Raw genomic sequence first — 13525 nt, 5'->3', positions numbered from 1 at the left:
AACGGCCCAAAAGTAGGACCGTTCGAATTTCAAAAACTCGGTACACCATTAAGTCAAAACATGCTTAACTGAATGGTGTTATCTTTAAGAGGCTTTTTAATCTGATAAAACGATAAGTATCACCTCCCAGTAAAAATAAAATAGGCTAATCATCAGCCTACCCTACATATTGTATTACTTTATATTTAAAGAAATAATAACAATGAAGATCGAGTGCTTTATCTACAACGTTTAATCAATTAATACCTCTACACTATTTAGTAGCTCGCATTTATTCTAAATCCACTTTACTTATAAAATACTGCTACAATAACCGCGCTTAAAAACGTTCAAACACAAGGCACACTGTTATGGAAAAATTTGTTAATCACATTCAACTAGGCTACCTAGGGCTACTTCCTTTTTTAGGCTGCGTGGCATGGCCGCTTGTGTTTGGTAGTAACAGCGTTAACTTAGAGTTTTTTACTTTTTACAGTATCGCTATTTTAGCATTTATGGCAGGTAACTTGTGGCGGGCCGGAGAGCAAAGCTATAGCAATGCAATTAAAGCGGTATTACCTGTTATCCCAGTTCCATTTTTATCATTTTTACCCGTAGAGTGGGCACTGGCGTGGCTAGGGGCTAGTTTTTGGTTAGTAATTATATTTGAAAAAGCCACGCCGCAATGGCAAACCTATCATAAAGATTATCAAAAAATGCGCTTTGTGCTGACCTCCGTTGTATTTGTTTGTCACATCCTAACTATTGGTATGAGTATTTACCCTAAATAGTGACTGTAAACTTAAATATTGCGTGGTAATAAGGTAATATCCGCGCACTGCTATTTGAGGACACACCATGATTGACCAATTACGCCAACAACTCGATGAACTTGGCGAAAACTATGTAGAAAAAAACGCGGCATTTAAAATCAAAGTGATCCCATTTTTTTGTGCTATCCGCATAAAAAAAGATCATAAAAGTGAAGGTCGTTTGAGTTTTTATTCAAGTCAATTACTCGAAATTTTCTTAGTCGTCTTATTTTTGCTATTCGGTTTAATGCTTTACGATACAAATGCAGGATTTACTCACGGTCCTATTCATATTGCCTTTGCCATTTTAATTACCTTTAATCTTATTATTAAACAAATCGCAATTGAAGGGTTAAAAACCAGACTTGCGTTTCATCGTTTACTCGCAGCACAGTCTCAAAAAAGTACGCCTGATGCTGATAACACACCAACTAAACCGCTTTAATTTATGTATTTAGATCCTGATTGGCGAATACTCACTGTTGGCGATGGCGACTTATCATTTTCGAGCGCCATACATAACAACGTAAAGCCGCGCACATTAGTGGCCTCTACCTACGATGATGCAATCACTATTGAGCAAAAGTACCAAGACAATGCGCTTAACGATTTAAAAGCGCAAAACGTTGCCGTACTTAATAACTTTGATGTAACAAATCCTGCGTGTTGGCAAACTCTAAGTGTAAATCAGCACAGCTTTGACGTGGTTATTTTTCAGTTTCCGCTTATACCTGCGTTTGTAGGGCGTGAAGCGTTTGAAAACAACACCCGCCAAACCAGCATGAATGTGCTTAACCGCGCTTTACTGCACCAATTTATTAAATACGCGAACGAATATGCGCTGAGCCCTGATGGCCCAATGCTGTGTTACATAACCTCTAAAGACGTAAAACCCTATCGAGAGTGGAATATTGAAGGCAGTTTAAATAATGGTTTAACCGCTGATTATTTAGGTCAAACCCCGTTTGATATTAACCATTTTGAAGGTTATAAAATTCGTAATGTTGACCGCGATAAACACGTAAAAGACACCAGCGGTATTACTTACGTTTTCAGCCCAAAAGGTATTGATACACACACTAGCGAATTAAGCTCACGCCTCACAAAGCCAGCATATTTAACACCTAACCACTGCCCCCTTTGCCGCGTTGGACCTTACATGGCAAGCGAGGACGAAACCAAGCACCTAAACGCTAAAAAGCATCAGCAAATGCTGCACCTTGAAAGCGATTGGCAACAATGGTTAAACGAATTTTATAGCTAAGTGTCTTTAATAATTAAACGTTGCCACGTTTAATTAAATCAGCTGCTTTTTCAGCAATCGCAATTACCGGTGCATTTGTGTTGCCGGTAATAATAGTAGGCATAATCGACGCATCCACAACACGTAAGTTACTTACCCCGTGTACTCGCAAATTAGTATCCACCACTGCCATTGAGTCTTGCCCCATTTTGCATGTACCAACCGGGTGATATTCGGTATCAGCCGTTTGGCGTATAAACTCAATTAGTTGCTCGTCATTATTTATATCAAGCGGATACACCATTTTACCGCGTATAGCATCAAAAGCTTTGCTTTGCATAATAGCGAGTGTTTTTTTAAGGCCAGCAAGCATTGCAACTAAGTCATCTGGGTGGCTTAAGTAATTAGGGTCAATAAGTGGAGCACTACGTGGGTTGCTGTCGGCTAATGTAATAGTTCCTCGGCTTTTAGGGCGCATAATACTGCTGTGTATACTGTAACCATGCCCAGCGTGCAATTTACGACTATGATCGTCCACCAGCCCTATTACAAACTCTAGCTGTACATCAGATGCAGGCGAATCTTCAAATAACTTAATAAATGCATGCGACTCTGCAAAATTACTCGTTAATCGCCCCTCTCGCTTACTAAACCAGTTAACGCAGCCTTTAAAAATGCTCGCAATACCAAGTGGGCTTATACCAAAGGTACCCTTGTTTGTTTTTGATTTATAAAGCGGCACTACGGTTAAGTGATCTTGTAAATTAGCGCCAACACCTTCAAGTACGTGTTGAGCTTTAATATTATGCGCGCTTAACTGAGCTTTAGGGCCAATACCCGAAAGCATTAATACCTGCGGTGAATTAATAGCACCGGCGCTCAAAATCACTTCTTTATTAGCAAATAAATCTATTACTTTGCCGTTTTTTTCTATTTGCACACCTTGGGCGGTTTTATCATTAATTATAACTTTATTAACGTGGCTTTTAGTCAGTACCGTTAAGTTAGTTCTATTTAAGTTAGGTGTTAAATACGCTTTAGCGGCGCTACAACGCTCGCCATTATGCTGAGTCACTTGTGAAAGCCGTGCGCCTTGCTGCTCTGCACCATTAATATCGTCGCTTAAATTAACGCCCTGCTCAGCACAGGCATTTAAAAAATACTGGTTTACATCGCTTGGGTTACTTAGCTCTTGTACATGTAAGGGGCCATCAGTGCCATGCAGCTCATTATTTATAAACGCTTTATTGTTCTCAGCTTTAATAAAATACGGGAGTAAACTATTAAAATCCCAGCCTGTATTACCAAGCTGTGCCCACTGGTCGTAATCGTATTTAGTACCGCGAATATAAACCATTGCATTGGTAGAGCTCGACCCACCCAGCACTTTGCCACGCGGCACAAAACCACACCGATTATTTAACTCTTTTTGAGGTACTGTATTGTAATGCCAACTATTTATGCCATAAGGCACACTTGCTGCTATGCCAGCTGGCATTTGTACAAATGCGCTTTTATCGCTGCCGCCAGCTTCAATTAAGCACACACTTACATTTTTATCTTCAGACAAGCGCGATGCCATCACGCAGCCGCCACTGCCTGCGCCAATCACAATGTAATCAAATGTTGTATTGTTCATGGTGTACCTTAATAAAAGTGTTAAACGTCCTTAACAGTAATAGTGCATAGAAAAACTCAACAAAACTTGATATTTTTAGACATCATTTATTTGAGGTTAACCATGAGCAGCCTGATCAGAGCCACGTCATTACAAGGTATAGACACGCTAATTAGCGAATTTGGCGGCGATCCGCATCAAATAATGCAAAACTGTAATATTAGTAACGTTGACTTTAAAAACCTCGACAACCACTATTTGCCTTATCGAGATTACGCTGAGTTATTAGAATACTGTGCTTGTGAGTTCAATTGCTCTAGTTTTGGCCTTAAGCTCGCAAGCAGGCAAAATTTTGATATTTTAGGACATGTTGCAATAGCAGCCAAAAGCAGTACTAATTTAGGTGATGCACTTAATTGGGTTATTAAATACCTTTACTTGCACAGCCCTGCACTTAGCTTAAACTCTCACCCTTTAGAGAGTGATAAAAGCGTGTTTTTATCATTCGAAATTAATTTAAAACCATTACCGCACATTAACCAAGTAATTGAGCTAACCATTGGATTAGCACTGGCTGTTATTAAAAAGCTGAGCAATAACCGCTGCAAACCAATTACTATATTTTTGCCAAAAAAATTAAGTAATAATACTCGTGCTTATAACACTTATTTTGGTTGTAACGTTACAGAGCATCGCAACAGCGCTGGTATTGTAATCTCAAAAAGTGATTTAACCCTTGAGCTTGATCACCCTGAGCTAAATAAAGTACAAGCGGCGCTAAGCTTCTTGGCAAAAAACAAAGAACACACCCAATCATTGCCCAACCAAGTTAGTGCGCTAATTAGGCCTATGCTTCCTATTTATCAATGCAGTAACCAAACTATTTCAGCTGCGCTGGGTATGCACCCGCGTACTCTGCACCGAGAACTTATCAAACATAATACGAGTTTTGTAAAACTTAAAGATGCCACTCGTCGCGCTTTAGCTGCCCACTACTTAGCGCAAAGCCAATTTACAATATCAACCATATCTGAGCTTTTAGGGTATCAGGAGCAAGCTACGCTAAGTGTTAATGTTAAACGCTGGTTTGGGTGTTCTCCTCGAGCATATAGAACTAAAAAAATGTTAAACTAAACACTCTTATTATTTTTATTTAAGCTAAGGAGTGAGCATGAACTTTGTTATTGTTGGCACCAATTTTATTAGCGACACATTGTTAGCCGCTGCAAATACGTTAAACGATTTTAATTTATATGGGGTGTGCTCGCGCGCAGTACCAAGCGGCGAAGCATTTTTAACCAAACACCCACAAAACGCACAAGCAAAAATTTTCACCTCAATCGAGCAAGTATGCCAAGATCACAATGTCGATGCTGTCTACATAGCCGCCCCTAAACAATACGCCGTTATGTGCCTAGAAGCTGGTAAACATGTCCTTGGCGAAAAGCCATCAGCAGCCAATTCTAAAGAGCTTGCAAGTATTATAGCGACAGCCAAAAAGCATCAGCGCCTATACATGGAAGCCATGATGACCACTCACCTGCCAAACTTTGCACTTTTGCAAAAGGCAATGGTAAAAATTGGCACGCCACGTAAATATATTGGCCAGTACAGTCAGTATTCGTCGCGTTACGATAAGTACAAAAATGGCGAGCGCCCAAATACATTTTTACCTGAGTTTGCTAATGGCGCATTGGTCGACTTAGGTATTTACCCACTGTATTTATTAATTGCACTGTGGGGAGCGCCAAAAAGCGTAAGTGCCAGTGGCGTATTGCTTGATACAGGTGTAGATGGTGCGGGCGATGTATTACTAAACTATGCAGATAAACAAGCCGTTATTAGTTACTCTAAAATATCGCAAGGCGACAATATTACCGAAATACAAGGTGAGCTTGGCCGCATACGTATAGAAGCCGTATCACAACTTAAAAAGATTGAATTTATTGCTAATAATGGTGCCGTAGAGGTTATATCCCAGCCGTTTGATGAGCACTTTATGAAATACGAAGTTGAGCATTTTATGTCATTAGTGAAGCAAAATATCCTTGAGTCACCTGTTAATACACACATTTTAGCCTGTAACGTAATGAGCGTACTTGATGAAGCGCGCAAACAACTTGGGGTTGTGTACCCTAACGACTAACTAAATAAAATATGGGCGTTAACCAACGACAGTTAACGCCCAGAAAAAAAGCTATTTAAGCTTTCGTACAACGACACACTTTACAAAACGTTTAAAAAATAACGATCCCCATCCATGGGCAATCAAATAAGATGTCTTAGAAATAAAAATATTTCCGCAACAAATTTAACACCAACAACTTAAACTGACTTACTACCAATATTTATTATCTGATAACCTTAAAACTAACCTAACACATAAAAACATTACCAATCAAGCTGGCCAATTGCATTATTTTAAACTAAATTGGTAATACAAGAATACAACCATTGGTGTATAGTGGTTTTTAACCATAACATCGCGTTAGAATTTTGACATAATAGTGAATTTTGAGGTAACCTCTGGTATTAACAGTTGGTTTTGACTTTTAGGCCCCAGAGGCCATTATTCCTTAAGGTAATGAAGGTAAAGTATGGGTAATCGTCGCTTATTTTGGCGCATAGTTGATAAAATTGAGTCTTTAATAAATCAAGGCGAATTTTCTGCTGGGAGTCGTTTACCACCTGAACGTGAACTTGCAGAAATGTTTGATGTAAGTCGCCCTACTATTAGAGAAGCTATTATCGCATTAGAAGTACGTGGCAGAGTTGAAGTTAAAACTGGCTCTGGTGTTTACGTAGTAGAACAAAAAAATGCTTCTATAAAATCTAAAGAGATCAGTGCATTTGAACTTACTCAAGCGCGCGCATTAATTGAAGGCGAAATTGCCGCTTTAGCTGCTCAAAGCATTACAGAAGAAGAACTAGAGCAACTAAATAAAACATTAATTGCCATGGAAAAAGGCCTTTATGTTGAGCAAGCTGACCGTGAGTTTCATGAAATAATCTCGCGAGCAACACGCAACAAAGCACTTGAATTTGCAGTATCTAACTTGTGGGATTTACGTTTAACAAACCCACAAATTGTTGCTGACTATAGCAGTGTATGTAAAAACAATAACGAATGCGTTATGGACGAACACACCGCTATTTATACAGCCCTAAAGTCGCATGATGCAAATGCAGCACGTACTGCAATGCACAAACATTTTAACCGCTTAATTAATGCTTTATTTGACGCTGTAGAATCGCGCGCACTTGAAGAAATTAAACGCAAAAATGATGAAAAACGAGGCCTTTACTCGCTTGATGGCTTAGTTAATAAAAGAGCCCACTAAGGCCTTTTAACCAACTTATTAAAGTTAGCAAGCGCCTGTTTGCTAACTTTATCGCTTACTTTATTTACTCGCCCTATTTAATATACTTTTAATTGCGCTATTTTTGGTCGCAAACACTTACCTATAAATTTAAAAAAAGATACTATGCCGCCATTAATATCGAGCGGGTTTAGTTATTACACTCACCTGCATGACTATTTAACCTGAACTCTGGTTATTTATACAATTGATAGAGTTACTTAACTCAAGGATAAAAATGCAAGCATCTTCAAAAAGTTACTTACTGGCAATAGTGTGTGTACTGCTTGCCATGATGACCATTCAAACGGGCGCGTCGTTTGCAAAACAGCTTTTTCCTATTGTTGGCCCTGAAGGCACAACGGCACTTAGGCTTGGTTTTTCTGCCCTTATACTTAGCTTAGTATTTAAACCGTGGAAACACTTACCTACTTCTGGTAATCGTATTCCTATAATTGTGTATGGCTTAAGTTTAGGCGGTATGAACATTTTATTTTATTACGCTATTGAACTTATTCCGCTAGGCATTGGTGTAGCGCTTGAATTTACAGGCCCGCTTGCTGTTGCCTTGTTTTCGTCGCGCCGTAAACGTGACTTATTTTGGGTTGCGTGTGCTATTGCAGGTATATTACTTTTACTCCCTGATATGAGCGGCCAAGATAGCCTTGATCCGTTAGGTGTAGCGCTTGCGCTTGGTGCGGGTGCATGTTGGGCAGGTTATATATTATTTGGTAAAAAAACGGGCACGCAAAGCTCTGGTGGAGCAACTGTTGCATTGGGTATGACTGTTGCTGCAATTGTACTTGTACCTTACGGCGGTATTATGCAAAGTGCCGCGTTTTCATGGGAAATTATTCCTCTGGGTATTGGTATTGCTATTTTATCAAGCGCATTACCTTATACACTTGAAATGGTTGCACTGCGTAACATGCCCTCGCAAGGGTTTAGCGTAATGATGAGCTTAGAGCCTGCAATTGCTTCGCTCGCAGGGTTTATTATTTTAAGTGAGTTACTTACTTTATGGCAGTGGCTAGCTATTTTACTTGTGATAGTTGCATCTGTTGGTAGCTCGTTTTCAAACGCAAAAAAACAGACTACTTAATTAACTACCAAATAATCTAAATAAAGTCACCACGCAACATGGTGACTTTATTGTGTTGTATCCAGTAATTTTTTAACTCACAGCCTTACTTTGCTTGTTGGTTGTAACCAAATACCCAATCAACGAAATAAGTGGCATGCCCGTAGCAACCAGGGCAATACCTGTCCAACCACCCGCTTCATATAACGGGCTGGCAATAAGCGACCCCACTGCACCACCTACAAATATACTGGTCATGTAAATAGCGTTTAAACGTGCTCGGCTTTGTGGCTCTAGTGCGTACACTGCGCGTTGCCCAAGTACCATATTGGCTTGCACAGCAAAATCAATAAACACACCCGTTAACGCTAAAATTACTATCCCGTAAGGTAAATCAAACAAACTGGGTAAAAAGCAACCAGCCGCTATAACTTTTGCAAGTAAAGAGACCTGATGTGTATAGCCTTTGTCGGCCAAACGCCCAACAATAGGGACCGCTACAGCACCTGCCGCACCGACAAGTGCAAACAGTGCTATTTCTGATTGCGATAAACCATACTCACGCGCAAGCACTATCGGCACACTCGTCCAAAACAAGCTAAATGATGCAAACATTAACGCTTGAAAAAGAGAGCGTTGGCGCAGCACTGGTTGGCTTATCATTAACTGTTTAAGCGATTTTAATAACTTAAAGTACGTGGTTTTATGAGTAGGCTGCCTACTTGGAATAGCAAAGTAAATTACACTCGCAATAAACACCATACACCCTGCTGCAAAGTAAAATACAGCGCGCCAACCAAAGTGATCGGCTATTAAGCTCGATATAGGCCTTGCAAGCAAAATACCTAACAACAGGCCTGCCATAATATTACCAAGCACCTGCCCGCGTTTTTCATCAGACGATAGGTGCGCAGCAAGTGGAATAAGCACCTGGACAGACACCGAGCTTATACCTATCATCAAACATAAAATAAGCATTACATTAGGTGAATCAGCAAGCGCTGTGCCTATTAAACTCAAAAACGACACAGCGAGCGTTATAAGCATTAAGCGTTTGTTTTCTATTAAGTCAGCTAAAGGCACTAAAAAAAACAAACCTAAGGCATAACCTATCTGTGTAAGCGATACGATAAGGCTAGCACTGTGCGAGCTTAATCCCACCTCTGGTGCAAGCAACTCAATAATAGGTTGAGCGTAGTAAATATTGGCAACAATAAGACCGCAACACAAAGCAATAATAGTAACGAGAGTATTGCTAAGTGGTTGTGGTGAAACGCCTGGTTGGGTCATGTGTGTCTCTACTTTATAAAAATAATAAAACCCAACCAGCAAACGCGGGTTGGGTTTTTACAAAAAACTTCGTTTTACTTAATTGGTGATGGCTGCCCATGTGGGCTTGAGCGTAAATACTGTTTAGGTGCAGTTACTGTAGCGCCAAGCTCTGCAGCTGCATGCCACGGCCAATGCGGGTTATATAAAATGCCACGCGCCAGCGCTACACCATCGGCTTGCTGCTCACTAATAATATCCTCGGCTTGTTGCGCCTCAGTAATTAAACCCACCGCTATAACAGGCATATTCACAGCTTCTTTAATAGCTGTTGCAAACGGTACCTGAAAATTAGGTTTTACTGGTATTTGTTGCTCAGGACTTAAACCCGCAGTACTTACATGAATAAAGTCACAGCCGAGTTCATCAAGCGCTTTACTAAGCACTATCGATTGATCTAAATCCCAGCCGCCTTCAACCCAATCAGTTGCCGAAATACGCACACCTACCGCTTTTTCACTAGGAAATACCGCTCTTACCGCTTTAAACACATCAAGCAATAAACGCATTCTGTTTTCTAGGCTACCACCGTAGTTGTCATCGCGCTTGTTTGAAAGTGGCGACAAAAACTGGTGTAACAGGTAACCGTGCGCACCATGTAGCTCGATTAAATCAAGGCCGAGTTCATCAGCGCGTTTAGCTGCACTTACAAAATCTTTAATTAGTGAATCTATGTCAGATTGGCTCATTGCTTTTGGCACTGGGCTGCTATCGTCGTACGCAACTGCCGAAGGTGCAAGCGTTTGCCAGCCATTAACGTCATCAGGTGCAATAGCATCGCCACCGTCCCATGGTTTTTCAGTTGATGCTTTGCGCCCAGCATGCGCCAACTGAATACCAATAGGCATAGGGCTATATTGTCTTACTGCTTTTAGGCTTTTGCCCAGGGCTTGCTGGGTTTCGTTATTCCAAAGCCCTAAATCGCCGTAGCTAATACGCCCTTCTGGGTTTACTGCTGTTGCTTCTAAAATTAGCAATCCTGCACCACTCAAACTCAATTGGCCCAAATGAATAGTGTGCCAATCGCTAGCAGCGCCATTGTTTGCTGAGTACTGGCACATGGGTGCAATAATAATACGGTTATCTAACGTTACTTGCCCAAGTGATAAAGGCGAAAATAGTTGGCTCATTGTTAATCCTTAAAAACACGCACAAAAAAGTGCGGACAAAACAAAAAAGAGTATACGAAGCGGCAATCAAACACGCTCACTCAATAACTTACACAGTTACTTATAAATACGACTACCACTCTTAATGGGGATAAAAACACACTTTAATAGTGCTGATAAAAGCATAACTAATGACATTATAAACTATCAATTTTAATGTAATAATTTGTTTAACGAGCGCGTCATAAAGCCATCTTTAAAAAATGAATGACTATTTACCTTTAAACAAGGGTGTGATTTTTAACCTAACTGTACCTAATAGCACTAAGCTATTGCTTATATTGCCTATTAACTAAATAAAAACCCCACATACAAACCATATTTATTCTACAAAAGTGAATTAAAATTCAATTTAGATATTCCAAGCTACTTCACTCCCTGATAAACTGCTTAACTTAATTTACTAATGTAAAACATTTGAACTGGGGATCACTTTTTATGTTTAAACCAAGCTTGTTAACCTTGGCTATTTCGAGCGCTGTTTCTAGCGTATTTTTATTGCCTAATGCCGCACTTGCTCAAGAAGAAGTTGCAGCTAAAAACAAATCACTCGAAGTAATCGAAGTTACAGCAACAAGGCGCAGCGGCTCTGTGCAAAATGCACCGCTAAATATTACAGCCCTTGATGCAGATATTATGAAAGATCAAAATATCAATGAGCTTGCGGATGTAGCACGCTGGGTACCTGGTTTAACAATTACTGATCAAGGTGGCCGCTCAGGCTCGCCTATTATTGTTCGTGGTTTAAATACTAATTCATCTGGTCCATCGTCAGATGGCGGCACGGTATCTACTTACATTAACGAAATTCCTGTTTCGGTAGATATGCGCCTAGTAGATATTGAGCGTGTTGAAGTATTAATTGGGCCACAAGGCACCCTTTATGGTGCAGGCACATTAGGCGGTGCAATTCGCTACATGCTTAAACAGCCTGAGCTTGATTTTACATCGCTTGAAGTATACGGCGACCTATTTCAAACAAAAGAAAGTGACTCTTTAGGTGGCGAAGGCGGTTTTATATTTAACCTTCCTATTATCGAAGATAAATTAGCAGTACGCGCCAGCTTAAACGTATATGAAGATCCAGGTTTTATCGATTACGGTTACGTAGTACGCGAGCCAGGCGTATCGTTGCCAGATCCAGATTGGAGCGATAGCTCAGCAGTTAATAACAACCTTAAAAATGTAAAAGACGCCAACGGCGAAACCACCACTACTGGTCGTATTTCTGTTCGCTTTAAACCAAATGAATCGTTTGAAGGTACGCTTAACTACTTTTACCAAAACCAAGACAGCGAAGGTCGCTCGATTGTTCATTACAACAGCCTTAATGCAAACAACGGCTTAAGCGACGTAATAGGTAAATACGAATCGGCTTATCGCTTTGAAGAGCCTCGGATAAAAAAAGATCAATTACTAAGCCTTGAACTAAAAGCCGACCTAGGTTTTGCAGAGCTCGTATCAGCAACCGGTATTTCGAGCTTTGATGCCGACGGCCAACGCGACCAAACAGACTTACTTATTCGTCTTGATTACGGTTATGAAGAGTTTCCTTCGTTTTCAACGTTTACCCGTGAAATTGACGAAGAAGATACCTTCACTCAAGAAATTCGCTTAGTGTCGCAAGGCGACAGCGACTTTAACTGGATTGTGGGTGGCTTTTACAACAAAACAGAAACCGAAGCGTCAAGCCGAGAGTTTACGCCTGGGTTTGACCAATTCGCTATCGATAACTTTGGTGGCGAGCAGCTAAGACCTGACTCATTAGAATACTTAGAGCTTACAAAAAGTACCGTCACTGAGTCTGCACTATTTGGTGAAGTTGGCTACCAAGTTACCGACAAATTAGATGTGACCATTGGTGCCCGTTTTTACAAATACGATATAGAGTCGCAAGCGGCTTTTGACTTCCCGCTAGCAAATACATTGTATGGTGGAGTAGATCCTGATGTAACCACCGTTGCATACGAAAAAGACGAAGCAGGCGATAACGGTAACTTATTTAAATTTAATGCTAAATACCAGTTCACTGACTCAGTAATGGGTTATGTAACAGTAAGTGAAGGCTTTAGAATTGGCGGCTCAAATGGGTTAGTGTCTTGCCCTGATCCAATTATTGAGGATCAACAAACAGGTTGTGGTAAACCTGACGAATTATTGTATGAAGCCGACACCACAACAAACTACGAGCTAGGCTTTAAAAGTACATGGTTTAGAAGCCAACTACACTTTAACGCCGCGTTATTTAACGTAGATTGGGATGATGCACAAATTACGGGCGCTACAGATATAGGTCAATTAACGTACCTTTCAAACGCAGGTAGCGCTAATGCAAAAGGGGTAGAAATTTCAACCCGCGCTATTTTATCTGACTCGTTTTCGGTTTACGCTACGTACGCTTACACAAAAGCAGAACTAACATCAGACGCACCATTTTTGTTTAATGCCGATGGTACCGGTGGCGCAGAAGACGGCGACCGTTTGCCAGGTTCGCCTGAAAACCAATTTTCGATGGGTGTAAACTATCAAACAGACGTGTTTAACGACAAAACGCTTGATATTAACTACGGTTTAACCGCGCAAAGCGACGTGCTTTCAAGAGTAGGGCTTCGTGATAACGGCGAAACACTACCAGGTTACAGTTTGAGTAATATATCAGCTAAATTAACGGCTGATGCATGGTCAACTACGCTATATGTTGATAACCTATTCAACAAATACGCGGTTACATCCGTTCGTCGCTCAGATGCAGATATAACATCAGCTAATGGCGCCGACATACAACGTAACTACGGCCATTACATTAATCGCCCGCTTACGGTAGGTGTTAAATTTAACTACAAATTTGAAATATAATTTATAGTAATTTTTAAACAATGTTTTAAGGCTCAAATTTATTTGAGCCTTTTTATTTTCTTTTACAAAATAATAATTA

11 protein-coding genes are annotated in these 13525 nt (G+C 40.4%); 8 read left to right on the top strand and 3 right to left on the bottom strand.

Features of this window, described 5'->3' with window-relative positions; all coding sequences use genetic code 11:
- Positions 1-350: 350 nt before the first annotated feature.
- The 3 genes from GQR55_RS16455 to GQR55_RS16445 all read left to right on the top strand — a co-directional run bounded on the left by GQR55_RS16455 (position 351) and on the right by GQR55_RS16445 (position 2055).
- Entirely contained in the window at positions 351-770 is a 420-nt protein-coding gene (locus GQR55_RS16455; RefSeq protein ID WP_166421448.1) for a DUF3429 domain-containing protein, read from the top strand.
- Between the two features lie 67 nt (positions 771-837).
- A complete protein-coding gene (locus tag GQR55_RS16450; RefSeq protein ID WP_024600580.1) occupies positions 838-1236 on the top strand; it encodes a hypothetical protein in 399 nt (132 codons plus the stop codon).
- Between the two features lie 3 nt (positions 1237-1239).
- On the top strand, positions 1240-2055 hold the full coding sequence (locus tag GQR55_RS16445; protein WP_166421447.1) for a class I SAM-dependent methyltransferase: 816 nt from the start codon (positions 1240-1242) through the stop codon (positions 2053-2055).
- Between the two features lie 13 nt (positions 2056-2068).
- Here the strand turns inward: GQR55_RS16445 and GQR55_RS16440 are convergent, their stop codons facing one another.
- Positions 2069-3673: a GMC family oxidoreductase N-terminal domain-containing protein gene (locus tag GQR55_RS16440; RefSeq protein ID WP_166421446.1), complete on the bottom strand. Its 1605-nt coding sequence runs from the start codon at positions 3671-3673 to the stop codon at positions 2069-2071.
- A gap of 102 nt (positions 3674-3775) precedes the next feature.
- On the opposite strand from GQR55_RS16440, the gene GQR55_RS16435 reads away from it, so the two are divergent.
- The 4 genes from GQR55_RS16435 (at position 3776) to GQR55_RS16420 (ending at position 8113) form a co-directional block, all read left to right on the top strand.
- Positions 3776-4786 (top strand): AraC family transcriptional regulator, encoded by a 1011-nt coding sequence (locus GQR55_RS16435; protein WP_166421445.1) that lies wholly within the window; start codon positions 3776-3778, stop codon positions 4784-4786.
- 37 nt (positions 4787-4823) lie between these two features.
- Positions 4824-5798: a Gfo/Idh/MocA family oxidoreductase gene (locus GQR55_RS16430; RefSeq protein WP_166421444.1), complete on the top strand. Its 975-nt coding sequence runs from the start codon at positions 4824-4826 to the stop codon at positions 5796-5798.
- A gap of 451 nt (positions 5799-6249) precedes the next feature.
- Positions 6250-6993: a FadR/GntR family transcriptional regulator gene (locus tag GQR55_RS16425; protein ID WP_166421443.1), complete on the top strand. Its 744-nt coding sequence runs from the start codon at positions 6250-6252 to the stop codon at positions 6991-6993.
- Positions 6994-7249: 256 nt separating this feature from the next.
- Positions 7250-8113, top strand: coding sequence for a DMT family transporter (locus GQR55_RS16420; RefSeq protein ID WP_166421442.1), 864 nt, complete (start codon positions 7250-7252; stop codon positions 8111-8113).
- 72 nt (positions 8114-8185) lie between these two features.
- Here GQR55_RS16420 and GQR55_RS16415 read toward each other — a convergent pair whose 3' ends face one another.
- The gene (locus GQR55_RS16415) at positions 8186-9382 is read right to left on the bottom strand and encodes an MFS transporter (protein WP_166421441.1); all 1197 of its coding nucleotides are present in this window, start codon (positions 9380-9382) and stop codon (positions 8186-8188) included.
- 74 nt (positions 9383-9456) lie between these two features.
- Entirely contained in the window at positions 9457-10551 is a 1095-nt protein-coding gene (locus tag GQR55_RS16410; RefSeq protein ID WP_166421440.1) for an NADH:flavin oxidoreductase/NADH oxidase, read from the bottom strand.
- A 477-nt stretch (positions 10552-11028) separates the two neighbouring features.
- Here GQR55_RS16410 and GQR55_RS16405 point away from each other — a divergent pair, with 477 nt between their 5' ends.
- Complete coding sequence (locus GQR55_RS16405) at positions 11029-13446, top strand: TonB-dependent receptor (RefSeq protein WP_166421439.1); 2418 nt, start codon at positions 11029-11031, stop codon at positions 13444-13446.
- The last annotated feature ends 79 nt before the right edge of the window (positions 13447-13525 follow it).

Source organism: Pseudoalteromonas sp. Z1A8 (assembly GCF_011378855.1).
Taxonomy (GTDB): domain Bacteria; phylum Pseudomonadota; class Gammaproteobacteria; order Enterobacterales; family Alteromonadaceae; genus Pseudoalteromonas.
The sequence above is the reverse complement of the archived record's forward strand: the minus strand, read 5'-3'. Positions and strand labels throughout refer to the sequence as shown.